At 74.9% G+C, this 25,295-nt stretch carries 20 protein-coding genes; 5 read left to right on the top strand and 15 right to left on the bottom strand.

Translation table 11 applies throughout. The features are described 5' to 3' along the window. Positions 1-159 precede the first annotated feature (159 nt). Complete coding sequence (locus tag ACZ6Y7_RS37020; protein ID WP_465762365.1) at positions 160-1,563, top strand: APC family permease; 1,404 nt, start codon at positions 160-162, stop codon at positions 1,561-1,563. 96 nt (positions 1,564-1,659) lie between these two features. On the opposite strand, the gene ACZ6Y7_RS37015 is transcribed toward ACZ6Y7_RS37020, so the two are convergent. The 5 genes from ACZ6Y7_RS37015 to ACZ6Y7_RS36995 all read right to left on the bottom strand — a co-directional run bounded on the left by ACZ6Y7_RS37015 (position 1,660) and on the right by ACZ6Y7_RS36995 (position 5,860). Next, positions 1,660-1,824 carry a hypothetical protein gene (locus ACZ6Y7_RS37015; protein ID WP_465762364.1) on the bottom strand — a complete coding sequence of 55 codons (165 nt, stop codon included), beginning with the start codon at positions 1,822-1,824 and terminating at the stop codon, positions 1,660-1,662. Between the two features lie 61 nt (positions 1,825-1,885). Further along, positions 1,886-3,172, bottom strand: coding sequence for a type VII secretion-associated serine protease mycosin (gene mycP / locus ACZ6Y7_RS37010; RefSeq protein WP_465762363.1), 1,287 nt, complete (start codon positions 3,170-3,172; stop codon positions 1,886-1,888). A gap of 104 nt (positions 3,173-3,276) precedes the next feature. After that, positions 3,277-3,573 carry a WXG100 family type VII secretion target gene (locus ACZ6Y7_RS37005; protein WP_465762362.1) on the bottom strand — a complete coding sequence of 99 codons (297 nt, stop codon included), beginning with the start codon at positions 3,571-3,573 and terminating at the stop codon, positions 3,277-3,279. A gap of 104 nt (positions 3,574-3,677) precedes the next feature. Beyond that, positions 3,678-3,983 (bottom strand): WXG100 family type VII secretion target, encoded by a 306-nt coding sequence (locus ACZ6Y7_RS37000; RefSeq protein WP_465762361.1) that lies wholly within the window; start codon positions 3,981-3,983, stop codon positions 3,678-3,680. Positions 3,984-4,165: 182 nt separating this feature from the next. Further along, positions 4,166-5,860 carry a type VII secretion protein EccB gene (locus ACZ6Y7_RS36995; protein ID WP_465762360.1) on the bottom strand — a complete coding sequence of 565 codons (1,695 nt, stop codon included), beginning with the start codon at positions 5,858-5,860 and terminating at the stop codon, positions 4,166-4,168. A gap of 215 nt (positions 5,861-6,075) precedes the next feature. Between ACZ6Y7_RS36995 and eccE the strand changes: the two genes are divergently transcribed. The 3 genes from eccE (at position 6,076) to ACZ6Y7_RS36980 (ending at position 10,654) form a co-directional block, all read left to right on the top strand. Next, on the top strand, positions 6,076-7,479 hold the full coding sequence (gene eccE / locus ACZ6Y7_RS36990; RefSeq protein WP_465762359.1) for a type VII secretion protein EccE: 1,404 nt from the start codon (positions 6,076-6,078) through the stop codon (positions 7,477-7,479). After that, on the top strand, positions 7,479-8,246 hold the full coding sequence (locus tag ACZ6Y7_RS36985; RefSeq protein WP_465762358.1) for a hypothetical protein: 768 nt from the start codon (positions 7,479-7,481) through the stop codon (positions 8,244-8,246). Before eccE ends, ACZ6Y7_RS36985 begins: the two co-directional genes overlap by 1 nt. A 230-nt stretch (positions 8,247-8,476) precedes the next feature. Continuing rightward, positions 8,477-10,654 carry a MinD/ParA family ATP-binding protein gene (locus ACZ6Y7_RS36980; protein ID WP_465762376.1) on the top strand — a complete coding sequence of 726 codons (2,178 nt, stop codon included), beginning with the start codon at positions 8,477-8,479 and terminating at the stop codon, positions 10,652-10,654. Between the two features lie 59 nt (positions 10,655-10,713). On the opposite strand, the gene ACZ6Y7_RS36975 is transcribed toward ACZ6Y7_RS36980, so the two are convergent. The 10 genes from ACZ6Y7_RS36975 to rimP all read right to left on the bottom strand — a co-directional run bounded on the left by ACZ6Y7_RS36975 (position 10,714) and on the right by rimP (position 24,002). Next, the gene (locus tag ACZ6Y7_RS36975) at positions 10,714-11,658 is read right to left on the bottom strand and encodes a bifunctional riboflavin kinase/FAD synthetase (RefSeq protein ID WP_465762357.1); all 945 of its coding nucleotides are present in this window, start codon (positions 11,656-11,658) and stop codon (positions 10,714-10,716) included. A 65-nt stretch (positions 11,659-11,723) separates the two neighbouring features. Then, positions 11,724-15,350, bottom strand: coding sequence for a serine protease (locus ACZ6Y7_RS36970; RefSeq protein ID WP_465762356.1), 3,627 nt, complete (start codon positions 15,348-15,350; stop codon positions 11,724-11,726). A gap of 190 nt (positions 15,351-15,540) precedes the next feature. Further along, positions 15,541-16,470 carry a tRNA pseudouridine(55) synthase TruB gene (truB, locus tag ACZ6Y7_RS36965; protein WP_465762355.1) on the bottom strand — a complete coding sequence of 310 codons (930 nt, stop codon included), beginning with the start codon at positions 16,468-16,470 and terminating at the stop codon, positions 15,541-15,543. 42 nt (positions 16,471-16,512) lie between these two features. Next, entirely contained in the window at positions 16,513-17,616 is a 1,104-nt protein-coding gene (locus ACZ6Y7_RS36960; RefSeq protein ID WP_465762354.1) for a DHH family phosphoesterase, read from the bottom strand. Between the two features lie 2 nt (positions 17,617-17,618). Then, a complete protein-coding gene (gene rbfA / locus ACZ6Y7_RS36955) occupies positions 17,619-18,062 on the bottom strand; it encodes a 30S ribosome-binding factor RbfA (protein WP_402226343.1) in 444 nt (147 codons plus the stop codon). Positions 18,063-18,215: 153 nt separating this feature from the next. Then, positions 18,216-18,512, bottom strand: coding sequence for a DUF503 domain-containing protein (locus ACZ6Y7_RS36950; protein WP_030289887.1), 297 nt, complete (start codon positions 18,510-18,512; stop codon positions 18,216-18,218). Between the two features lie 149 nt (positions 18,513-18,661). Beyond that, a complete protein-coding gene (gene infB / locus ACZ6Y7_RS36945; protein ID WP_465762353.1) occupies positions 18,662-21,784 on the bottom strand; it encodes a translation initiation factor IF-2 in 3,123 nt (1,040 codons plus the stop codon). 226 nt (positions 21,785-22,010) lie between these two features. Beyond that, positions 22,011-22,253 (bottom strand): YlxR family protein, encoded by a 243-nt coding sequence (locus tag ACZ6Y7_RS36940; protein WP_465762352.1) that lies wholly within the window; start codon positions 22,251-22,253, stop codon positions 22,011-22,013. 149 nt (positions 22,254-22,402) lie between these two features. After that, a complete protein-coding gene (nusA, locus tag ACZ6Y7_RS36935) occupies positions 22,403-23,407 on the bottom strand; it encodes a transcription termination factor NusA (RefSeq protein ID WP_465762351.1) in 1,005 nt (334 codons plus the stop codon). Between the two features lie 55 nt (positions 23,408-23,462). Beyond that, positions 23,463-24,002: a ribosome maturation factor RimP gene (rimP, locus tag ACZ6Y7_RS36930; protein ID WP_402226332.1), complete on the bottom strand. Its 540-nt coding sequence runs from the start codon at positions 24,000-24,002 to the stop codon at positions 23,463-23,465. A 263-nt stretch (positions 24,003-24,265) separates the two neighbouring features. Here rimP and ACZ6Y7_RS36925 point away from each other — a divergent pair, with 263 nt between their 5' ends. Further along, positions 24,266-25,150, top strand: a complete 885-nt coding sequence (locus tag ACZ6Y7_RS36925) for a ferritin-like domain-containing protein (RefSeq protein ID WP_465762375.1) — start codon at positions 24,266-24,268, stop codon at positions 25,148-25,150. Positions 25,151-25,295: the final 145 nt, after the last annotated feature.

Here is a 25,295-nt window from a genome sequence, read left to right as displayed (position 1 = left end):
TGCACCGCAACGGATTCCGCAGCGGTTCCCACGTTGACGCAGTCAATACGCCCAAGGTTCCATTGCGGCCCGGGAGCGACTGGACCGAGACCGAGCAGCCAGCCAGCGGAGGCGATACCGCTCCCCATCCAGGACCGCCCAGAGCCGATCGGAAGCCACATGACCGACACGCTTCGCCCGCCACAGAACGTAGCCGCCCCGGCGGCCGAGGCGGCAGCGCCCCAGCAGCTCAAGCGCTCGATCGGCGTCGTGGGCGGCACGCTGCTCACGCTGTCCTGCGTCACCCCCGCGTCGACGCTCTTCGTGATCGTGCCGGAGCTGTTCTCCAGCATCGGCAGCGCCACCGCCCTGGCCATCGCCATCGGCACCGTGCTCTGCGTCGCCGTCGCGTTCTGTTACTCCGAGCTCGGCACGCTGATCCCCAGCGCCGGCGGCGAGTACGCGATGGTCGGCACCCTGGCCGGACGGCTGATGGGCTGGCTGGTCTTCGTGCTCTCCCTGATCGTGGTGATGATCGTCCCCTCGGTCATCGCGCTCGGCACCGCCGACTACCTCGCACCCGTCCTGCACGTGGACAAGGCCATGACCGGCGCCGCCGTGATGCTGGCCGCCACCCTGGCCGGTCTGCTCGACCTGCGCGCCAACGCCTGGATCACCGGCATCTTCCTGGTGCTGGAGGTCATCGCGGCCGGCGTCGTCTCGGTGCTCGGCTTCGCCCACGCCAACAGCCACGCCCCGAGCCTGCTGCACGGCGTGGTCGCCGGGGACGGCGGCGCCACCACCACGGTGAGCGTGGGCGCCGTGGTCGGCGCGCTCGGCATCGCCCTCTTCATCACCCAGGGCTTCTCCACCGCCGTCTACCTGTCCGAGGAGCTGGAGAACCCCCGCCGCAACGTCTCCCGCACCGTGCTGTGGACGCTCGGCATCTCCTCCGCGGTCATCCTGATCCCGGTCATCGCCATCACCGTGGGCGCCCCCGACCTGCAGACCCTGACCTCCGGCGACATCTCCGGCATGGTCACCGCCTGGAGCAACTCCGCGGTCGGCACCTTCATCAGCCTCTGCGTCGCGCTGGCCATCATCAACGCCGGCATCGTCATGGTCATCCAGAACTCCCGGGTGCTGTTCGCCTCCGCCCGTGACAAGGCCTGGCCGGAGCCGGTCAACAAGGCCTTCGGCACCCTCGGCCGCTTCGGCTCCCCCTGGATCGCCACCCTGGCCGTGGGCCTGCCCGGCGCCGCGCTCTGCTTCGTCAAGGGCGAGCTGCTGAGCAACATCACCGGCGTCGCCGTCACCGGGATGTACCTGCTGGTCGCGGTCGCCGCGCTGCTCTCCCGCCGCGCCCACCACAAGCACGCCCCCGCCTGGCGGATGCCGCTGTGGCCGGCCGTCCCGGTCGTCCTGATCGCCGTCCTGGTCTACGTGATGACCCAGCTGGACACCGAGCCCCTGCTGTGGACCGGCGGCATCACCGCCGCCGCCACCCTCTACTGGCTGTTCTACCTGCGCCCCCGGCAGGACACCCGCTGGGTGATCAGCCTCCCCGAGGACCAGCAGGCCTGACCCCCACCCCTCCCCCACACTCCCCCACACAGCGGTGCCCCGGGCCTCCCCCAGCCCGGGGCACCGCCGCGTCCGGGCACCCGCCCACCGGGGCCGCTACCGGTCGCCCCGCCACTGCGGAGCGGTGACGACCGCCGCGGCCGCCACCGCGCCGGGCGCCGACGACGTGCCGGCCAGGTCGGCCGGTCCGGTGCGGAAACCTTCACCCGTACGGGTGAGGTCGTACAGCAGGTCTTCCCCGAACGGGTCGGGTTCGGACATGTGGTCCGGCCACCCTGACGCTTCATCGATGGGGAGGAGTTCTCCGGTGGTCGGGTCCGGATCAGTCGGCGGACCTGCGCCGGTGGTCGCGCAGCACCACGCCGCCGCCGATGAGCAGCGCGACCAGCAGCGCGCCGGCGCCGAGGACGTACGTCGCGGTGCGGCCGTCGCGGTCGGCCTGGGTCTCGCCGAGCCCGACCGGCCGCGGCACGATCGGCGCGGAGGCGAGCTGCACCGGGGCGTCCGGGACCGCCGCGAACGGCGCGACCTCGGGGGCCTTGGTGACCGCCTTGACCGGGTCCACCACGCCCCAGCCGACGAACGGGTCCGGGTCGCGCCGGGTGCGCTGCGCGGTCTGCTCGATCCAGGCGCGCACCTGGGCGGCCTTCCACGACGGGTGCGCACCGCGCAGCAGCGCGGCCAGCCCGGAGACGTACGGGGCGGCGAAGCTGGTGCCGTTGTCCACGCACTGGCCGCTGACGGGCACCGTGGACAGCATGTCGACGCCGGGTGCGGCGACCTTCACGAACGAGCCGTACTGGGAGAACGGTGCCCGCTCGTTGTTGCGGTCGGAGGCGCCGACGGCGAGCACGGTCGGGAAGGCGCCCGGGTAGGTGTCGCCCTCCTTGCCGTCGTTGCCGCTGGAGGCGACCACCACGACGTCGGCATCCTCGGCCCGCTGGATGGCGGCCTTCAGCTCCGGGTAGCCGCCGAAGCCGGCGTCGCCCGCGCCGCGCACGTCCTGGGAGATGTTGATGACCCTGGCCTTGGCGGCGACCGCCTCGTTGATGGCCGCGACGAGGGTGGAGACGTCGCCGTTGCCGTCGCCGTCGTTCTGCCGGATCGACAGGATCTGGGCGTCCGGTGCCAGACCGACGAAGCCGCTCCGGTCGCTGCGGCGGGCGGCGATGATGCCGGCCACCTTGGTGCCGTGGCCGACCGGGTCCTCCAGGGCCGTGCCCGGGATCTTCTCCTTGGTCTCCCGGTTGACCAGGAGGTTGGACCCGCCCTGGACCTTGTCCACCGGAGCAGCCTTGGGGTCCTCGGTCGGGACCTGGCCCGCCAGCTGCGGGTTGGTCCGGTCGACCCCGGTGTCGATGACGGCGACCTTGACGCCCGCGCCGGTGGTCCTCCCGCCCTGCCACAGCTCGTCGAGCAGCAGGCGCTGCAGGGACCACGGCACGGTCTGCACGTCGGGCGCGGGCTTGGGGCAGTCGCCCGCGGCGGCCAGCCCCGGCCCGCCGTCGGCGTGCGCCGGGGCGGTGAGCGGACCGCCCAGCACCGCGAGCGCGGCCAGTGCCGCGGCCGCCTTCCGGTACCCGCGTCCGGCCACCCTGCCACCCCTCATGTCGATCGTCCTTGCCGCGCGCCGGAGGGCGGGTCCCCGAAGTCCGGGTACCCGCCCCCTGTCACTCCCGTGCGTTCCCGCTCCTCATCGGCGGGAACGCGCGGTCAGTGGTTGCCCCAGAGCTGGGCGTTCTTGTTCTCGGTGGTGCGGTAGCTCTGCGCGGCGTTCTCCAGCGAGGTCGCGATCTGCGTGCAGGTGGTGTGCAGGTCGTTGGCGGCGGAGTCCCACTTGGCCTGCTGGACGTTGTAGCCCTCCTGGGCCTTGCCCTGCCAGCTCTGGGCGATGCGGGTGACGTCCTTCTTCAGGTCGCTCAGCATCTGCTCGATGCGGGCGGCCGACGCCTTGACCTCCTCGGCGGCGTGGTGGACGGTCTCGAAGTTGACGAGGATGTGGTCGGACACGGTGTTGTCTCCCTTGACGAGGATGGGGGCGCTCCGCGGTCAGCGGCGGACACCCCGTCGGACGGCGGTTCGGAACGGTCCGGCGATCAGCGCGGGTTCGGCGATCAGCCCTGGGCGTTGGCGAACAGCGCCTTCTGCTCTTCCTCGGTGGTGGCGTAGTGCTTGGTGGTCAGCTCGATCGCGTGCTTGATCGCGGTCAGCGACTCCTTGAGCTTCGCGATGTCCTCGTTGACCTTGTTCTGCAGGTTGGTGTAGGCGGTCGCCGCCTGGCCCTGCCAGCCGGCGGTGATGCCCGTGACCGTGCTGATCAGCTTGGTCTTCTCAGCCTCGATCTTGCCGATGGCCTGCTCGATCTGGTTGGCGAAAGCCAGCATCTCCTGCGCGGTCATCGTGAACTGACCCTGAGCCATGCTCTACCGTCCCCCATGAGACAACATTGCGTGTACGGAGGGCCCCGGAGGGCCCCACCGTCGCATCACCCGTGTGATGTCCACCAGCACTGTAGTCGGCACACGCAACTCACCCAACACCGAACACTGAGTAGTTACCAGACCATGACACGGCGGCCAATTCCCGCACCGCGCTTGGCCGGTCAGGCGTTCTGCGGCTGCGCGGCGCTCTTCGCCGTCAGCGGCGGACCGGCCGGCACCAGGTCCGACCACTCCTTCGGCACCGGCAGCGGCTGGACCCCCTGGAGGCCCAACCGGGCCTGGTTGCCGCCGGGTTCGTCCTGCGGCTGACCGGGCTGCTGGCCCGACTGGTCCGGCGCCCCCGCGGTCGGGGCCGCGGACTGCGCGCCCGGGGGCTTCGGGGCCCCGCTCTGGCCGGGCTTGGCGCCCGGCGCGGGCGTCGCGCCGGGACCGTCCCCGTTGGACGGGACGGCGTAGCGCAGCCCCGTCTCGGTGATCAGGAAGTCCGTTCCGGAGGCCGTCATGGCGTGGTCCAGCGCCCGGTAGAACAGACCGTGGCCCGGGGTCACGTACGCCGCGCCGGCGCCGTTGTTGTACGCCGCCGGGTACGAAGTCCCCGCCCAGACGCTGCGCTTGGGCGTCTTGCCGTCCTCGGCGATGCCGTCGAAGGTGCTGCACACCACCAGCCGGGCGTCCTGGCGGTCCTGCCAGTTGTTCACCGGCGCACCGGTCTTCAGCGGCCAGTCCGCCGCGGTGCCGGGCAGCGGGGTGTCGCTGCCGACCAGGGCCTGGTCGGCCGGGGTCATCTCGTCGCTGCGCGGCTTCTTGTCCTGGTCGTACTTGTAGAGCATCTGGTACGCCGGGTTCTGCCGGATCAGCTCCGCCTGGAACGCGGTGACCAGGTAGAGCCGGTCCTCGCCGACCACGTAGTGGCGGTCCTGGTAGTGCACCAGCCGTCCGACCCGGTGGTCGGCGGGGTTCCCCAGCTGCACACTGGAGTTGGGGTTCGGGGTGTCGGCCACGCCCTTGACCTGCGGGAAGGTGATCGGGGTGCCGTTGACCAGAGTGTCCAGCCAGTCCCGCTTGACCCGCTGCGGCACCGCGTTGGGCCCGAAGACCGCGGTGATCAGCGACTTGCGCTCCTTGTCGTCCGACTGCGGAGTGCCGATCTCGTGCTTGCGGCCCTGCGCGTCCACCAGGAAGACCTTCGGGCCGCCGGCGGCCTGCTGCCCGGGCGCCGGCGCCGCGGAGACCTGCTGCTCGTCGGCCTGCTGCACCAGCATCAGCTGGTCCGGGCCGAGCATCCGGTCCTTGGCCGCGAGCGCCGCCGCGTCCGGGCCCGCCGCCACGAACACCGCCTGGTTGACGGTCTCCTGCTTGTCGTCCGACCCCGGACGGTCGCACACCGCCCACTTCATCGGCTTGCTCGCGTTGTCCCGGGCCGGCAACTTGTCCGGCGCGTACGGGATGCCGATGGTCGGGCCGTGGTTGGGGTACCGGTCGAGCACCCCGTCGTCGACCACCACCACCTTGGCGTTGGCGGGCAGCACCAGCCGCGCCGAGGACATGTTGAGCACCTGGTGCAGCCGCTTGGTCCTGCCGTCCGGGTCCGTCAGCACCACGTAGCGGGTGGTCGACTGCTTGCCCTGGATGACGTTCGTGCCGTCGTCCCACTTCAGCGGGGCACTGGGTTTGAACACCCCCCACAGCCCGAACCCGGCCACCACCACCGCACCGGCCAGGATGCTCGGCAGCACCGCCTTCACCGGACGCGGCGCGTCCTCGTCACTGCCGCCGCCGGCGGGCAGCAGGAACGCCCCGACCGTGCGCTTGCGGGCGAAGGTGTACGCGTTGAGCTCGTCCCGGCGCGATGCCATCCTCGTCGTCCCCCTTGTCAGACGTGTCCAGACGCCGTCAGACGTCTTCGGCCCTCGTCGGACGCCGTCCGACCGGCCTGCCCCTGGTCCACCCGCCGGGCGCGCACCGGCGCGAACCCTCTACGATGCGGCAGCGGACGGTGAGTACGGTACGGGTACGGTCCGCGAACCAGCCAGCCGGGCCGCGACAACGGATCAGAGAGGGCCACCGGGGGATGCCAAGCCAGACCGCTCCAGGACGCCGGCGCAGCGCGGGCGGCGGGGGACCGCGCCGGTCCGGCCGGGCCCGGCGCGGCGGACCGACCACCGGAGCGGCGCCCGGCGGACCGCAGCCGAACCACGGCGGCGGCGCCGTCCAGGCGCGCGTCAATCCCCGACCCGGGCTGCTCGGCGGCCGGTTGAAGCTCCAACAGCTCGTCCTGGTCGAGGTCGCGGCGGCGCTGGTCGCGGTCGGCTGGACGATCAGCCGCCCGGTCGCGGCCGGCTTCGGCGCGGTCGCGCTGGTCCTGCTCGTCCTCGCGGCCGTCCCGGTGCGCGGCCGGACCGTCCCCGAACTGCTGCTGGTGCGGTCCGCCCTCAAGTCCCGCCGCAAGCAGGCCCGCACGCTGCTGCCGCCGGCCGGCACCGACCCGGCGCTGGCGCCCGCGCTGGAGCTCGAACCGGCGCTGCGCACCTGCACCCACGCCACCGAGGCCGAGTTCGGCGGCCGCCCGGTCCGCCGGGAGACCGGCATGGTCGGCGACGGCACCTTCCTCAGCTCGCTGCTGCTCGTCCAGGCCAAGGACCAGCCGCTGCGCCCGGTGCGCACCGCGCTCCCGCTGCCGCTGGACGTTATCTGCTCGGCGCTCACGGTGGACGACATCACCCTGGAGTCGGTGCAGCTCGTCCAGCACACCCAGCCCGCCCCGGCCCCGCACCTGCCCGAGCAGTCACTGGCCGCCCGCGCTTACCGGGAGCTGCCGGACGGCACCTCCACCCCCGGGCTGCGGCTGACCTGGATCGCGCTCAAGCTCGACCCGGAGCGCGCGGCGGCCGCCGTGCGCGCCCGCGGCGGCGGCGAGGAGGGCGCCCGCAAGGCGCTCCAGCGGGTGACCGACCAACTCGCCGGACGGCTCAACAGCGCCGGGTTCAACGCGACCGTCCTGGACGAGCGCGAGCTGATCTCCGCCCTGGCCATCTCCACCTGCGCCAACCCGATCGCGGTGGCCGGCCGCCAGGGCACCGGCAGCGGCGGCGGCACCACCCGCCGCACCCAGGAGGGCAACCGGTTCTGGCGGATCGACGACCGCTGGCACTCCACCTACTGGATCTCCCGCTGGCCGCAGCTCAGCCGCCCCGGCGGCGCCCCCGGCCGGATCGCCGCGCCGGACCTGGTCAACCTGATCACCGGCACCCCGGCGCTGGCCAGCACCTTCAGCCTCACCGCCGGGCACGGCACCGGCGGCTCGGTGACCATCAGCGGCCACCTGCGGGTGACCGGGCGCAGCGAGAGCGAGGTCGCCCAGGTCGGCCGCCAGGTGGAGACCAGGGCGCAGAGCGCCGGCCTCGGCCTCGTCCGGCTCGACCTGGAGCAGGCCCCCGGCATGCTCGCCACCCTGCCGCTGGGAGGAGCGTCCTGATGGCGTACCAGACCTATCCCGCGCTCGGCCCGCAGCCCGGTACCGAGCAGCGCCGGGTCCGCCCGCGGATCCTGCCCGGCTTCGGGCTGCGCGGCCCGCGCCGGGAGAAGCACGTCCTGGAGGCGGCCGACCTCGCCGCGCTGGCCTTCCCGGTCGGCGACGACGGCGTGGTCATCGGCGTCGACCCGCAGGGGCTGCCCGCGGTGCTCGGCCTGTTCCGCCCCAGCGCGTACGACCTGGTCCTGGTCGGCGGCATGTGGACGGCGCAGATCATCGCGCTGCGGGCGGCCGCGATCGGCGCCCGGGTCGTGGTGGAGACGGCCCGCGGACAGCTCTGGGGCCCGATGGCCCAGGCCGCCGGCGGCGGGCAGCCGTGCGTGACGGTCCACCAGGTCGGCCGGCTCGGCCCGCAGGGTGCCTCGGTGGCCTCGCCGGTGCTGGTGGTGCGCGACCTCGGCGCCCGCCCGCCGCGCAGCCGGCTCTCCGCCGCGCCCTGGCAGACCACCCTGACGCTGCTGCCCTACCTGGGCCCGAACGCCTCCCGGGTGCTCAACGCCGCCGACCTGGTCGGCGTGCAGCGGATCTCCCCGCAGGAGGCGGAACTGACCGGCCGGGTGCTGTCGCTCCCGCCCGAGGACGTGGCCACGCTGCCGACCCTCGGCGACGACCTCACCCTGTGGGCCACCCGGATGCGGCGGCAGTACGTCCGGGCCGTGGCCGGGCAGTCCGAGCAGCAGGTGCTCGGCGGCCCGCGCCGGATGGACTGAGCGCCGGCCCGCCGCACCCGGCGGGCCGCCGCGGAACCGAAGCCGCCTTCAACGGGGCTTGCCGTACGGCCTAGTCTGGGATGCGGCAACGGCACCGCTGAACAAGCGGCGGCGAACACGAGGGAGCCAGAGTGAGCAGCGATCGGGACGGCGTCTACGTCGGCGACAACGCGGCGGAGGACGACGACGACTGGTCGGACGCGCCTGACTACACTCCCCCGTCCTGGTACGTGCAGACGGAGGGCCCGGCCGCCGCGCCGGCCCCGACGGCGGCCTCGACAGCGGCCCCGACGGCGGCTCCGGTGAGCGCGCCCGCCGGACCGGCCGACGGGCCGGCAGCGGCCCCGGCGCCGACTCCCGTGCCCGCTCCGGCACCTGCTGCACCGACACCCGCCGCCTCGGCACCGGCATCGGCACCCGCGCCGAGCCCCGCTCCCGCCGTGGAGGCGGCGGCGCAGGTCCCGGCTCCGGCCCCCGCGCCCCGGGCCGAGGCCGCGCCGAGCCCGGTGCCCGCCACCGCCCCCGCGCCCGTTTCGCCCGTGCCCCCGGTGCCGCCGGTCCAGGCCGAGGCCCAGCACGTCCCGTTCCCGGCGGCGTCCCCGTCGCCGCACCCGGCACCCGCCCCGGCGCAGGCCCCGGCCTCCGGCGCCGAGCAGCCGCAGGCCGTCGCCCCGGGCTGGCCGACACCCGAGGCCCTGGCGCAGCAGTCCGCGCCGCAGCCGTACCCGGCGGCCCCCGCGCCCGCCGCGCCGGCGCAGCCCGTCCCCCAGGCGTACCCGCAGCCGGCCGCCCCGGCGGTCCCGCCGCAGGACCAGCAGGCCGCGTGGGACCCGCAGGCCGCCTGGGCGGCTCAGGCCCAGGCGCAGCACGCGGCACAGGCGGCGCAGGCGCAGGCCCAGCAGCCGGCCCCCGCCCCCGCTCCTGCTCCCGCCCCGCAACCCGGTCCGGTGGACCCGCGCCAGGGCGGCTGGCCGCAGCCCGCCGCCTACCAGCAGCCGGCCCAGCCCCAGCCGCAGCAGGCCCAGCCCGGCCAGCCCCAGCCGCAGCAGGCCCAGCCCGGCCAGCCCCAGCCGCAGCAGGCCCAGCAGCCGGGTCCCGCCCAGCCGTGGCAGCAGCAGCCGCAGACCCAGCAGCCCGCCGCGTTCCAGCAGTCCGCGGCCCCGCAGCAGACCGCCCACGGCGCCCCGCTCGGCTACACCGCCGCCGTGGAGCTCTCCTCGGACCGGCTGCTGCGCAGCCAGCCCAAGCAGCAGCGCCAGCAGCCCCGGTTCCAGTTCGGCGGCAAGGCCGCAGCGGCCGAGAAGGCCCGCAAGCTGGAGATCATCCGCACCCCTGTGCTGAGCTGCTACCGGATCGCCGTGATCAGCCTCAAGGGCGGCGTCGGCAAGACCACGACCACCACCGCGCTCGGCGCGACCCTGGCCAGCGAGCGCCAGGACAAGGTGATCGCGATCGACGCCAACCCGGACGCCGGCACCCTGGGCCGCCGGGTCAAGCGCCAGACCGGCGCGACCATCCGCGACCTGGTGACGGCCATCCCGCACCTGCGCAGCTACATGGACATCCGTCAGTTCACCTCGCAGGACCTGAACTCGGGTCTGGAGATCCTGGCGAACGACGTCGACCCGGCGGTCTCCACGACCTTCAACGACTCGGACTACCGCCAGGTGATCGACGTGCTGGGCCGCCAGTACCCGATCATCCTGACCGACTCCGGCACCGGTCTGCTGTACAGCGCGATGCGCGGGGTGCTGGACCTGGCCGATCAGCTGATCATCGTCTCCACTCCCAGCGTGGACGGCGCCTCCAGCGCCTCGACCACCCTGGACTGGCTCTCCGCGCACGGCTACGCGGACCTGGTGCAGCGCAGCATCACGGTGGTCTCCGGGGTGCGCGAGACCAGCAAGATGATCAAGGTCGAGGACATCGTCGCGCACTTCCAGACCCGCTGCCGCGGCGTGGTCGTGGTGCCGTTCGACGAGAGCCTGGCAGCCGGTGCCGAGGTCAACCTCGACATGATGCGGCCCAAGGTCCGCGAGGCGTACTTCGAGCTGGCCACCCTGGTCGGCGAGGACATCGCCCGGGCCCAGCAGGCCGCCGCGCAGCAGGCCGCCTGGCAGCAGCCGCAGGCCCCCCAGCCGCAGCCGTACCCGGCCCAGCCCGCGCCGGCCCCGCAGCCCGCCCCCGGCGCACCGTGGGCGCCGCAGCCCGGCCAGACCCCGCAGCCCGGCCAGACCCCGCCGCCCCCGCCCGGCTACGGCTACCCGCCGGCCCAGCAGCCCTGGCCGCCCCAGCACGGCGCCCCGCAGCCCGGCCCCGGTTACGGCTACCCGCCCGCGCCGGACGGCCACCAGCCCCCGCCGCCGCCCGGCTACGGCTACCCGCCGCAGGCGTCCCCGCAGCAGTGACGGCACGCGGAAGGGCCCGCCGACCAGCAGGTCGGCGGGCCCTTGCGCGTCACCGGGGTTCAGACCCCGTCGGTCAGCTCGCGGGCGCGCTTGACGTCGTCGGCCATCCGGTCCAGCAGCGCCTCGATGGAGTCGAACTTCTCCATCCCGCGCAGGTAGGCCAGGAAGTCCACGGCGACGTGCATCCCGTAGAGGTCCAGGCCGACCCGGTCGATGGCGTACGCCTCGACCGTGCGGGCGGTGCCGTCGAAGGTCGGGTTGGTGCCGACCGAGATCGCCGCCGGCATCCGCTCGCCGTCGGCGGTCAGCCAGCCCGCGTACACGCCGTCGGCCGGGATCGCGCTGTGCGGCACGGTCTCGACGTTCGCGGTCGGGTAGCCCAGCTCCCGGCCGCGCTGCGCGCCGCGCACCACCTCGCCCTCGACCCGGTGCGGGCGGCCCAGCACCTCGTTGGCACCCGCCATGTCCCCGGCCTCGACCAGCCGGCGGGTCAGGCTGGAGGAGAACGGCTCGCCGTCCCCGGCCGTGCCGCACACCTGCAGGTCGACCACCTCGACCTCGAAGTCGTCCGCCCGGCCCAGCTCGGCCAGCAGCGCGACGTCCCCCGCCGCCCGGTGCCCGAAGCGGAAGTTGGGGCCCTCGATGACGACCCGCGCGTGCAGGGCGTCCACCAGGACCTGCCGGACGAAGGTCTCCGGGGACTCCTGCGAGAACTCGGTGGTGAACGGCAGCACCAGCACCGCGTCCACGCCGAGTCCGGCGATCAGCTCGGCCCGCCGCGGGTGCGGCGCGAGCAGCGGCGGGTGGCTGCCCGGGCGGATGACCTCGCGCGGGTGCGGGTCGAAGGTCACCACGACCGCGGGGAGGCCGAGCTCGCGGGCCCGCTCGACCGCCTGCCCGATGATCAGCTGATGTCCGCGGTGCACCCCGTCGAACGAGCCGATGGTGACGACGCTGCGTCCCCAGTCACCGGGGATCTCCTCCAGGCCACGCCAGCGCTGCACCTGACCGCTCCTTGTTCCGTACGGCGCGTACCCTCTGTACGCTCAAACGCTCAAAACCCGAACCCCTATAGCGTGCCATGCGCCTGCCCCGGCTCAGGCACCGGAATACGGGTTGAGCGCACCGGCGGACGCACCGCCCGGTCCGGCGCGGTCCGCTCCGCCTCGGCCGCGGCGTACTGCGGGTCCCGGCCGGCCGCCGCCAGGGCCCGCATCCGGGCCAGCCGGGGGCCGTCCGGCGCGGCCGGAGCGGCGTCCCGCGGCCACCGGACGAGCAGCCGGGCGAAGGCCGCGCAGCGGCCGGCGCAGCGCACCAGCAGCTCGTCGGCGCCCGGCAGCGCGGGGACCGCCCGGGCCAGGACCGCGCGGACCCGGGCGGGCTTCTCGGCCGCGCAGTGCTCGGCCAGCCGCTCGACGGCGACGGTCAGCACCGCCGGGTCGGTCTCGGTGGCGAGGAGGGTGTCCAGCAGCTCGCAGCGCAGCGCGTCCGCCGCCGGGTCCGCCACCGGCACCGACAGCACCTCGGCGAACGGCCTGCGCACCGTCGCCGTCCGGGCGGCCAGCGCGGCGCCGAGCAGCACCCGCAGCTCCAGCCGGTCGGCCGGGCCGACCGCGGCGGCGCGGGCCAGCCGGCGGCCGAGGTAGTCGACCGCGACCGGGCCGGCCAGCCCCGGGTGCGCGCGCAGCAGCCGGGCCGCCAGCTCGGCACCCCGCCGGACGGCCACCGGGGCGGCGGCGTCCGCCAGCACCCGCAGCGTCTCGGCAGTGGCCGCGCCGGGCGTGGCCAGCCGCTCGGCGAGCGCGGCCAGGACGGGCTCCGGGTCGCTCTCCAGGGCCGGGGCGAGCGCCCTCGGGGTGAGGAAGGCGTCGCCACCCGCCCGGTGCAGGGCGAGCGCGGCCGGGAGGTGCTCGGCCCTGGTCACCGGGTCGGCGACCAGCAGGGCCAGCGCGGCGCCGTGCAGCCCCGGTTCGTCCTCGCGGGCGAGCAGGGTCAGCGCGGTGAACCGCAGCAGTTCGGCCCCGGCCCCGGTCGCGTGCGGGGCGGTCCGCAGCGCGTGCACGGCCGCCGCGACGTGCCGCTCGGGCCGCCGGTCGTGGCTCCAGCGGTCCACCGCGCGGCAGAGCGCGGACGGCTCCTGCGCGGCGAGCACGGTGAGCAGGGCGTCCGCCCGCGGGTGCGCGGCGGCGGCCAGCGCGTCGGCCAACTCGTCGAGGGCGAGCCGCCGGTGTGCGTACAGCAGGTCGTGCGCGAGGTCGGCGACACTCGTGCACCCGCCGGCGCCGGCCCGGCCCGGCAGGCCGCGCGGATCGTCGAACCAGGCGCAGAGCAGCGGGAACACCGTGACCGGGTCGGCCCGCAGCCGTTCGGCCACCGCCCCGAGGAACCGCTGCCCGGGGCCGTCGGCGACCACCAGGTGGCGCAGCAGGGCGAGTTCGGCCTCGACCGGCAGGCCGAGGCCGGTCCAGAACGCCGGGCCGAAGCGGCCGAGCCCGGCGGCCGGGAGCGCGGCCGCCCCGCCCACGGCGGCGGCCCGTTCGGCGATCCGGCCCGCCAACTGGTCGAGCAGCGCCCGGTGTTCGGCCGGGTCCGGGCTGGCGGCCAGCCCGGCGGTGAGCAACCGGGCCGCCCACCAGGCGGGTTCGCTGCCGGGCGGGCGCAGGTCCAGCGCCCGCCAGATCCGGTGCAGCCACGGGTCCAGGGCGGGCGCGCCCCAGGTCTCGGCCACCCGGCGCAGCGCGGCGGCGACCGGGCCGATCCGGTGCCGGGGCACGGAGTTCGCCGCGGGGCCCCGGCCGGGGCCGGGCGGGCCGTCGGCGGGCGCGGGGGGCGTGTCCGCGGCCTCGCCGAGCAGCAGCCGCAGCGCCGCGTCCAGGTCCAGGTGCAGGCCCTGCAGCCAGTCCGCGAACTCGCCGTGCGCGAAACGGAACCCGGGCCCGGCCGGGACGAACAGGCCCTCGGCGAGCACCGCCGTGGCCCAGCCGCCGTCGACCGGGAACAGCTCCTCGAAGGTCGTCCGGTCCAGCCCGCCCGGCTCGCTGCCGAGCATCCGCCGGGCCGCCTCGTGGACCCGGCCGGCCACCGCCGCCGCGAGCCGGCGCACCCGCCCGTGGCGCGGTCCGCCGGGCCGGGCGGTGCCCCGCCGGTGGGCGCCGGGGCGGCGTGCGCGGCCGTCCTCGGCCAGCCGCTGGGCGACCCGCAGACAGCGCAGGTCGAGGAAGGCGCCGAACAGGTCGCCCCGGCCGGCGGGCCCGTCGCGCAGCCCCTCGGCCCACAGCTCCCCGGCCAGCCGTACGGCCAGCGGGTGCCGGGCGTCCTCGGCGGCGGCCGGGCGGCCGGGCGGCAGCCCGTACCGGCGGCGGACCCGCTCGGCGGCCTCGGTCGGCAGCGGGCCCAGCCGGTGCCCGGCCAGGCTCGGCGCGCCCGGGCCGGCGCCGTCCATCCGCACGGTGGGGGCGCTGGCCAGGTCGCCGTCCGGGTGCGGCTCCTGCGCGCGCGCCGCGGCCGGTGCGCCGCCGCCCCAGGGCTCGGCCGCCAGCCGCTCCCAGAGCTCCTCGCCGCAGGCCGTCAGGAGCCGGGCCCCGCAGCCGGTCAGCCATTGCCCGGCGCCGCGCAGCCAGCGCGCGTCCAGCCCCACCGGGGCCTCCTCCGGGCCGTCCAGGACGACCAGCAGCGGCCGCCCCGCCGCGGCGCACAGCGCCGCCACCGGTTCCGGCGCGGGCGCCGGGATGCCCAGTGCGGCCGCCGCCGCGGCCAGCGCGCGCTCCACCGGTTCGGCGAGCGAACGGTCCTCGGCGCGCAGGTCGGCGCCGCGCAGCCAGAGGGTGGGCAGCGGGTGCGCGCCGCCGGAGCGGCGCACGGCCAGCGCGGCCAGTTCGGTGGAGCGCCCGCTGCCGGGGGCGCCGACCAGCGCGGTGACGGTCGTGCCCGGCTCGTCCCCGGCCAGGCCGTCCGGCCGGTCCACCCGGTCGGCGGCCAGCCCGGCCACCCGCCCCGGCCCGGCCCCGGCGGCCGCCAGCTGGGCGGCGGTCAGCCGCAGCACCCCGGCGAGGTTGAGCGCCGGACCGTACGCGGGCACGGCCGCCGCGTTGCGCGCCAGCAGGCCGGCCAGCGCGTCGGCGACCAGCACCGCCCCGCCGCCCGCCGCCACCGCGGGCAGCGGCCCGCCCCGCCCCGGCTCCCGGACGGCGGGCGCGGCCAGCGCGACCACCGCCCCGCTGCGGGCGTCCAGCACCGGCGAGCCGGCCGGCACCGCGACACCCGCGACCACCGGCACGTCCAGCAGCAGCACCCCGCCCAGCAGGTGACCGCCGTAGGCGGCGCCGGTGACCCCGAGCAGCCCGCAGCGCAGCGCGACCGCCCGGCCGTCCTCGCCCACCAGGGCGGGCAGCAGCACCTCGGGCCCGGCGCCGACGGCGGCCACCGGCAGCGGCGGCACCGGCACCCCGCCGACCGCGTCGGTGCGCAGCAGCGCGAGCCCGTGCTCGGGCAGCGGCAGGACGGCGTCCGGGCCGAGCACCCGGGTCTGCCCGCCCGGGGTGTGCAGGACGACCCGGTCCAGGCCGGCCACGCTCTCGTACGCCGTGAGCACGCCGCCCTGCGGGTCGGCCACGAACCCTAAGCCGTGCAGCCGCCCGTTGAGGTCGCGGATCCGCAGCAGGAACCGCCCCGGATCGCCCTCCGAGAACCCCGCCATGCATGGCCCCCTCGACCGTCGCCCGTTCACCGCCGGGAGCCTGCCCGCCGAGGGGGCGGCCCGACCGCGCCCGCGCCGCTCACCACGGTCGTTCACCTCTCGCGCTCCCCCGAACCGGTGAATGCGCCCCCACGGGAAAACCCCGCCGGGAGGATCTCCCGACGGGGTCACGAGCGGTCGTGCGGGACCGTCAGCCGACGAACACCGCGACCGGCTTCGCCTGCCCGCCCTTCTCCTCCACCAGCGCGAGGAAGCGCCCGTCCGGCCCGAACACCGCGATCGGTCCGTCCGCGCCGATTCCGGGCGCCTTGAGCCGGGCGCCGTGCGACAGCTTCTCCGCCGAGGCCTCGTCCAGGTCCCAGCGCGGGAAGGCGGCCGCGGCGGCCTCCCCGATCGGCAGCACCTGCAGCCCCGCGGGGGCGTCGCCGGTGACCGCGGCCTCCAGTTGCTCCAGGGTGTGCGCCGACTCCACCCCGTACGGGCCGACCTTGGTGCGCCGCAGCGCCGTCAGGTGCCCGCCGACGCCCAGCCCGGCGCCCAGGTCCCGGGCGAGGGCCCGGATGTAGGTGCCGGAGGAGCACTCGACGGTCACGTCCAGGTCGATCACCGGCGTGCCGTCCTCGGCGACCGCGCCGCGCTGCTCGTGCACGCGGAAGGAGTGGATCGTGGTCGGCCGGGCCGCGAGCTCGAAGTCCTCGCCCTCGCGCACCCGCGCGTACGAGCGCTTGCCGTCGATCTTGATCGCGCTGACCTTGGACGGCACCTGCATGATCTCGCCGGTGAGCGCCGCGATCCCGGCGTCGATCGCCTCCCGGGTGACGGCGTCGGCCGGGGTGGAGGCGGTGACCTCACCCTCCCGGTCGTCGGTGACCGTGGTCTGGCCGAGCCGGATGGTCGCCTCGTAGGTCTTGGCGGTGAGCATCAGGTGGCCGAGCAGCCGGGTGGCCCGCTCGACGCCGATCACCAGCACGCCGGTGGCCATCGGGTCCAGCGTGCCCGCGTGCCCGACCTTCCGGGTCCCGGCCAGCCACCGCAGCTTGGCGACGACCCCGTGCGAGGTGATGCCCTCGGGCTTGTCCACGATCACCAGGCCGTCCGGGCCGGTGCCTTTGCGCTTCATCGAGTTCTTTCTCTGGAAACTTCGGACAACGTCAGCAGGGGGTCACGGTAGCGGCCGCAGCGCGGCGCGGAACCGCTCGACCACCGCGGCCACGTCCTCCCGGACGCTGAATCCGGCCGCGTAGACGTGCCCCCCGCCGCCCAGTTCGGCACAGGCCGCGGCGACGTCCACCGCGCCCTTGGAGCGCGAGGAGCCGCGCAGCGTGCCGTCCGGGTCCTGCTTGAGCACCAGCGCCACCTCGGCCTCGGCCGGGCGGCGCAGGATGTCGATCAGCCCCTCGATCTCCTCGACCGTGACGCTGAACAGCGCCAGGTCCTGGTACGGCACCCAGGTCCACACCAGGCCCAGGCCGCCGGCCGCCTCCGGCTCGTAGACGGCGCGGTCGAGGGCGCCCGCGAGCACCTTGAGGTAGCCGAAGGAGGAGGTGTCCCACAGCTGCCGGGAGATCAGGTCGTGCCGGATGCCGGTGGCCAGCAGCCGTCCGGCGAGTTCGTGGGTGGCGGGCGTGGTGGCCCGGTACTTGAACGAGCCGGTGTCGGTGGCGACACCGGTGTAGAGGCAGGTGGCCAGGTCCGGATCGAGCCCGACGCCGAGCCGGCGCAGCAGTTCGTCGACCAGCACGGCGGTGGCCGGTGCGGTCGGATCGATCAACTGGTGGGTCCCGAAGCCCGGGTTGGAGGCGTGGTGGTCGAACACCACCAGGACGGGCGCGGCGAAGGCCTTGTCGTGCAGCAGGCCGAGCCGGCTCTCCGCGGCCACGTCGAAGCAGAGCACCAGCTCCGGCACGTCCGGCACCTCGGCGGCCGGCACGATCAGCTCCTGGCCGGGCAGGAAGGCCAGCGACTCGGGCACGATCTGCGGGTCGTCGCCGAACGAGACCCGCACCTCCTTGCCGAGCGCGCGCAGCGCCAGGGCGGCCGCCAGCGAGGAGCCCAGCGCGTCGCCGTCGGGGCAGATGTGGCAGATCAGGTCGATCGAACGGGCCCGCCCGATCTCCGCCACCACCTGCTGCCAGACCAGCTCGAACCCGCTCTCCTCGGCGCGCGGGGCCGGGAGCGCCGCGAGGGCACCCTCCACCGTGCTGGTGGAGGACGCCCCCGTGGTCGATCCGGCTCGCGAGGCGGCCTGCGCCGGCTCACCCGCCATGACTACTCGTCCTCGTCGTCACGCTCGGACGCCGGAACCCGGTACGGGTCCGCGTCGCCGGCGTAGGTCGCCCCCGCGGCCTGCGTGCGCACCTCGGCGTCGGAGAGCCGGGCCCGGTCGAGCAGGTCGTCGATGTTCCGGGCGTTCTCCGGCAGCGCGTCCGCGACGAAGGTCAGCGACGGGGTGAAGCGCACCCCGGTCTGCTTGCCGACCTCGGAGCGGAGCACGCCCTTGGCGCTCTCCAGCGCCGCCGCGGTGGCCTGGCGCTCGGTCTCGTCACCGAAGACGGTGTAGAAGACGGTGGCCTCGCGCAGGTCGCCGGTCACCCGGGTGTCGGTGATGGTCACGAACCCCAGTCGCGGGTCCTTGATCCGCCGCTCCAGGGTCTGGGCGACGACCACCTGGATGCGGTCGGCGAGCTTGCGCGCCCTTGCGGTGTCGGTCACGTTGCCTCCTCGTGCAGTGGGCCCGGTACCCGGGCGAGCTGCGCACCCGTCGGGGCCCACGCCCCAAAGTACCGGCCCGCGCCCGGCCTTGCGGGCGCTCTCGGTCCTGATCTGTGTGAGAACGGCGACTTCCGCCGGCCGGCTCCACAGCTCTCATTCGTCGTCGTCGTTGTGGTACCTCCTCCTCGCGGAGAGGAGCTGCACCTCGGGGCGGCCGGCGACCAACCGCTCACAGCTGTCCAGGACCTCGGTGACGTACCCGGCTTCGCCGGACACCACCGCGAGGCCGATCTCGGCCCGGCGGTGCAGATCCTGGTTCCCGGTCTCGGCAGCGCACACGCTGTACTTGCGCTGCAGTTCGGCCACGATGGGCCGCACGATCGAACGCTTCTCCTTGAGCGAGTGGACGTCGCCCAGCAGCAGGTCGAAGGTGAGTGTTCCGACGAACATGTGTGACAGGTCTCGCCGACCTGGAAGGCCTCGGGGGCGGCCCGGCAAGGGCCGGAGCCGCTACGTCTGACTACCCCCGGACCCTACACAGCGAGACCGGGGCCGGTCGACGGAAATACCACCCGTCGACCGGCCCCGGCTGACACCGACTAGGCGCGCGGCTTCTCGCGCATCTCGTAGGTCTCGATGACGTCGTCGACCTTGATGTCGTTGAACGACCCCAGGGTCACACCGGCCTCGAAGCCCTCGCGGACCTCGGTCGCGTCGTCCTTGAAGCGGCGCAGGCCCTCGATCGAGAGGTTCTCCGCCACGACCTTGCCGTCGCGCAGCAGGCGGGCCTTGGCGTTGCGGCGGATGACTCCGTCGCGGACCAGGACACCGGCGATGTTGCCGAACTTGGAGGAGCGGAAGACCTCGCGGATCTCCGCGGCGCCGAGGCGCACCTCCTCGTACTCCGGCTTGAGCATGCCCTTGAGGGCGTTCTCGATCTCCTCGATCGCCTGGTAGATGACCGAGTAGTACCGGACGTCCACGCCTTCCTTCTCGGCCGCGGTGCGCGCACGGCCTTCGGCGCGCACGTTGAAGCCGATGATGATGGCGTCCGAGCCCATCGCCAGGTCCACGTCGGACTCGGTGATGGCACCCACACCGCGGTGCAGGACCCGGAGCTCGACCTCCTCGCCCACGTCCAGCTTGACGAGGGCGTCCTCGAGGGCCTCGACCGAACCGGAGACGTCACCCTTGATGATGAGGTTGAGCTGCTCGATGGAGCCGGCGGCGATGGCCTTGTCCAGGTCCTCCAGGGACACCCGGACCCGACGCTGCGCGAAGGCGGCGTTGCGGTCGCGGGCCGAGCGCTTCTCGGCGATCTGACGGGCGGTGCGGTCCTCGTCGACGACGATGAAGCTGTCGCCGGCGCGGGGCACCGAGGTCAGACCGAGCAGCAGCACCGGGCGGGACGGGCCGGCCTCGGAGAGGCTGTTGCCGTTCTCGTCCAGCATCGCGCGGACGCGGCCGTAGGCGTCGCCCACGACGATCGAGTCGCCGACGCGGAGGGTGCCGCGCTGGACGAGGACGGTCGCCATGGCGCCGCGGCCCTTGTCCAGGTGCGCCTCGATGGCAATACCCTGCGCGTCCTGCTCGGGGTTGGCCCGCAGGTCCAGCGAGGCGTCCGCGGTCAGGACCACGGCCTCCAGCAGCTGGTCGATGTGCAGGCCCTGGCGGGCGGAGATGTCGACGAACATGGTGTCGCCGCCGTACTCCTCGGCCACCAGGCCGAACTCGGTCAGCTGACCGCGGACCTTGGTCGGGTCGGCGCCCTCGACGTCGATCTTGTTGACGGCGACCACGATCGGCACACCGGCGGCCTTGGCGTGGTTCAGCGCCTCGACAGTCTGCGGCATGACACCGTCGTTGGCCGCGACCACCAGGATCGCGATGTCGGTGGACTTGGCACCACGGGCACGCATGGCGGAGAACGCCTCGTGACCCGGGGTGTCGAGGAAGGTGATCGGGCGCTGCTCGCCGTTCACCTCGGTGACGACCTGGTACGCACCGATGTGCTGGGTGATGCCACCGGCCTCGCCGGCCACCACGTTGGACTTGCGGATCGCGTCCAGCAGGCGGGTCTTACCGTGGTCGACGTGACCCATGACGGTGACGACCGGCGGGCGCGGGGCCAGCTGGTCCTCGTCGCCCTCGTTCGCGCCGAAGTCGATGTCGAACGACTCCAGCAGCTCGCGGTCCTCGTCGTCCCGGCTGACGATCTCCAGGACGAAGCCCATCTCGTCCGCCAGCAGCTGCAGCGTGGCGTCGGAGACCGACTGGGTCGCGGTGACCATCTCACCGAGGTTGAACATGACGGAGACGAGCGCGGCCGGGTTGGCGTTGATCTTCTCCGCGAAGTCCATCAGCGAGGCGCCGCTCGACAGGCGAACGGTCTGGCCGTTGCCGCGAGGCAGCATCACACCGCCGACGGACGGGGCCTGCATGGCCTCGTACTCCTGGCGCTTCGCCCGCTTCGACTTGCGACCGCGCGCCGGGCGACCGCCCGGGCCACGACCGAAGGCGCCCTGCGTGCCACCACGGGCACCCGGACCGCCGGGACGACCGCCGAAGCCGCCGGGACGCGGGCCGAAGCCGCCGCCGCCACCCGGGGCACCGCCACCGGGACGCGGGCCGCCGAAGCCGCCGCCACCGGCCGGACGCGAGCCCGGACCGGCCGGACGACCCTGGAAGCCCGGACGGGCGCCACCGGCACCCGGACCACCCGGACGGCCACCGGGGCCACCCGGACCACGGCCACCCGGACCCGGACGCGGGCCGGCCGGACGCTGCGGCATCATGCCCGGGTTCGGGCGCGGCATGCCGGACGGGGTCGGGCCGCCGGGACGCGGCGCGGCCGGACGGGGCATGCCGTCGGGACGCGGGGCACCACCCGGACGGGGGGCGCCGGCACCCGGAGCACCGGGACGCGGGGCACCACCGGGACGCGGCGCACCGGCACCCGGAGCACCACCCGGACGCGGACGGTCGCCACCGGGACGCGGCGCACCGGCACCCGGGGCACCGGCGGGACGCGGACGGTCGCCGCCCGGACGCGGACGGTCGCCACCGGGACGCGGCGCACCGGCACCCGGAGCACCACCCGGCGCACCCTGGCGACGGTCGCCGGGGCGACCCATGCCGGTGGCGCTGCCCGAGGTGAACGGGTTGTTGCCCGGACGCGGGCCGGCCGGACGCGGGCCCGGACGGGCACCGCCGGTGGCCTGCCCGCCCTGGCGCGGAGCCTGGGCGGCCGGACGCGGGGCGTCACCGGCCGGAGCCGGCGAGGAGAACTCGGCCGCGGGCGCGGCCGGGGCCGCCGGAGCGGCGGGACGCGCGGCCGGACGCGGACCCGGAGTCGGGCCGCCGGCCGGCTTCGGGGCCGCCGGGGCGGGGGCGGCCGGAGCGGCGGGAGCCGCGGCGGCCGGCGTCGGACGGGGACCAGGGGTCGCGCCGGGGCGCGGACCCGGGGTCGGAGCCCCCGGCTTCGGGGCACCCGAGCCGGCGGCGGGGGAGGGCGCCGCGGTCTTCCGCGGGCCCGGCTTGGCAGCGGAACCACCACCGGTGGGGGCCACACCAAGCGCGTCAGTCAACTTGCGCACGACCGGCGCCTCGATCGTCGAGGACGCCGAACGGACGAACTCACCGAGCTCGGTGAGCTTGGCCATGACGGCCTTGCTCTCCAAGCCAAGCTCCTTGGCGAGTTCGTAAACCCGGACCTTAGCCACTTCACTCCTGTCTATGAGTCCGGGGGTCTCGTCCGCCGGACTGTCGCTACTTCATGGGCGTACCCATCGCGTACTCATCGCGTACTCATCGAGTGCTCATCGCAATCTCGACCTACTTCCACATCGCGAGGTACCTGACTGGTGGCACGGCGCGCGGCTGACCGAGCGCTGTGCTTGTTGCGGTGGTTCTCCGCCGCGTGGAGCGGCGGCCGTCGCGGGAGGGGGCCTAGGAGGCTCCGCCTGCCCGCTCCTCGATGAACCCGCGGAGCCGCTCCGTGTCGAGCGCGCCCTGGAGCCGGAAGGCCCGGGGGAACGCCCGACGGCGGACCGCGAGGTCGAGGCAGCCCGGGTCGGGGTGCAGGTGAGCACCCCGGCCCGGCAGTGCGCCACGGGGATCGGGGACGCACTCGCCCTCGACCGCCGTGACACGCAACAGCTGGTGCTTGGCCGCGCGCTTGCGGCAGCCCACGCAGGTGCGTTCCGGGCGTGCTCGGACATGCGTCCGGCCAGACGAAGGCAAGTCTACCCCTCCGAAGCGACATGGCGCCGCCCCGCTGATCCCGGGGGACCGGCGGGGACGGCTACGACAACACCGACCACGGGCCGACGGCCACCCGATTACTGGGGCCGGCCGCCGTCCTCCGACTGGCCCTCGGTGTCCGGCCGGATGTCGATCCGCCACCCGGTGAGCCGGGCGGCCAGGCGGGCGTTCTGCCCCTCCTTGCCGATCGCCAGCGACAGCTGGTAGTCCGGCACGATCACCCGGGCGGAGCGCTGCGCGGCGTCGACGATCTCCACGCTGGTCACCCGCGCGGGGGACAGCGCGGCGGCGACCATCTCCCGGGGGTCCTCCGACCAGTCGACGATGTCGATCTTCTCGCCGTGCAGCTCGCCCATCACCGCGCGCACCCGGGCGCCCATCGGGCCGATGCAGGCGCCCTTGGCGTTCAGGCCCTGGCGGCGCGACCAGACCGCGATCTTGGTCCGGTGGCCGGCCTCACGGGCGATGGCCGCGATCTCCACGCTGCCGTCCGCGATCTCCGGGACCTCCAGCGCGAACAGCTTCTTCACCAGGTTCGGGTGCGTGCGCGACAGCGTCACGGACGCCCCGCGCACACCCCGGCGCACGGCCACCACGTAGCACTTCAGCCGGGTGCCGTGCCGGTAGTCCTCGCCCGGGACCTGCTCCTGCGGCGGCAGGATGGCCTCCAGCTTGCCGATGTCGACCAGCACGTTCTTCGGGTCGTTGCCCTGCTGGACGACACCGGTGACGATGTCGCCCTCCTTGCCCGCGTACTCGCCGAAGGTCTGGTCGTCGGCGGCGTCGCGCAGGCGCTGCATCATCACCTGGATGCCGATGCTGGACGCGATCCGACCGAAGCCGTTCGGGGTGTCGTCGAACTCCTTGGGCTCGACGCCCTCGTCCAGCTCCGCCGGGTCCTCCATGGCCCACACGGTGACGTGGCCGCTCTTGCGGTCCAGGTGCACCCGGGCGCGGCGGCGCGAGCCCTCGGTGCGGTGGTACGCGGTGAGGAGGGCGGACTCGATGGACTCGACCAGCAGGTCGAAGGGGATGTTCTTCTCGTTGACCAGCGTGCGCAGGGCACTCATGTCGATGTCCACGGCTACGCCTCCTCGTCTTTCGTCACGTTCGTCATGGTCGTACGGCACCCGGGGGTCACTCGGCGCCGTCCTCCCCCTCGTCGAAGTCGGCGGCCTCGTCCAGGAGCTTCTCGTCTTCCTTGCGGTTGAACTCGACCTGGACCCGGGCCCGGGCCACCTCGCCGTACTCCAGACGGCGCTCCTTCGGGCGGCCGCGCCCCTTCACCGGCTGCACCTCGACCAGCGCGCCGTCCTCGTCGGCCTCCAGCACCCGGGCGACGATCTCCCCGCCGTCCGCCAGGTGGATCTTGGCCAGCCGACCCTCGGCCCGCTGCCAGTGCCGGGGCAGCACCAGCGGGCGCTCCGCCCCCGGCGAACCGACCTCCAGCAGGTAGGCCTCGTCACCCATCAGGTCCGACGCGTCCAGGGCCTCGCCGACCACCCGGCTGAACTCGGCGATGGTGTCCATGTCCACGCCGCCGTCGGTGTCGACGTCGATCTGCACCTGCCGGCGGCTGCCCGCCTTGGTGACCCTGACGTCCTCCAGGTCCAGTCCGGCCTGAACGGCCAGCGGCTCCAGCAACGCTCGCAGCCGGTCGGTGTGGGTGGTGCTCATCCGGGTGGACTCCTCGGCCGCGTCTGCTGTTGTCAGAAGGTCGCCCCGCGCCCTCGGCGCCACACCGGGTCACGGCAGCTCGGCCCAAAGCCTAGCCGGTGAAGCCCCCAACCACCGATTCCGGACCATCCAGGACCGCTCGGGCACCACCGACTGCGAGCAAGCTCACACCGGCCCGGGAACGGTGGGGACTCTGCCATCATTCACGCCAACGAGGGCAGGCGGGGAGGCCGTCCTCCCGTACACGCCCCGGAGTGACCGCGATGCAGCCGCTTAGCCGACGGACCTTCCTGGCCCTCGGACTGCTCACCCTCACCGCCTGCACCGCCGACCACACCCCCGGCACCGGAGGTCTGCGCCCGGACCCGGACACCCCCGTCCGCCTCCGCGCCCTCGCCGCCACCGACGCCCTCCTCGCCGGCTACGACGCCCTGGCCGGGAACCCCGACCTCCGCGCCGAGACCGCCCTCCACCGCGCCGCCCTCGCCGAAAGCCTGTCCTCCTCGGCCACCCCGTCCCCCACCGCCGACCCCACCCCCGCCGACCTGGCCGCCCTGGAACTCCGGACCGCCGACGCCCACCTCGCCGACCTCGACGCAGCCGGCCCGTCGCTCGCCCGCCTGCTCGCCTCCATCGCCGCGGCCAACACGCTCCACGCCACGGCCCTGGGCGCCCCCGTCCCCCCGTCCCCCGCCCGCACCACCACCCCCACGACAGCCACCCCCACCCCCGCCGCCGCCCTCACCGCCCTCCAGAACGCCCTCGCCGCCGAACACGCCGCCGTCTACGGCTACGGCGTCGTCGGCGCCCGCCTCCCGGCGGACCCCCAGCGCGCCGACGCCCGCACCGCCTACACCGCCCACCAGGCCCAACGCGACACCTGGCAACGCCTCCTCACCACCCTCGGCACCACCCCCACCCCCGCCGCCGGCGGCTACCAGCTCCCCTTCCCCGTCACCTCCCCCACCGACGCCACCAAACTCGCCGCTCACCTGGAAACCCGCCTCACCACCGTCTACGCCGACCTGGTCGCCGCCCTCCCCACCCCCCACCGCCTCCCCGCCGCCCAAGCCCTCCGCGACTCCACCCTCCGCGCCCACCACTGGGGCGCCCCCACCACCCCCTTCCCCGGCATCCCCACCACCTGACCCCCAGCACCACCCACCCACCCACCCACCCACACCCACCACCCTCCACCCCCCACCTCCCCCTCACCCGCCCCCGCGAGAGGGACGCGCTGCGGAAGGGGCGGCGCAGGGGGTGGCCCGGAGAGGGGCGTTGCGGGTGATTTTC

This window comes from Kitasatospora sp. NPDC053308 (assembly GCF_055585785.1).
The sequence above is the reverse complement of the archived record's forward strand: the minus strand, read 5'-3'. Positions and strand labels throughout refer to the sequence as shown.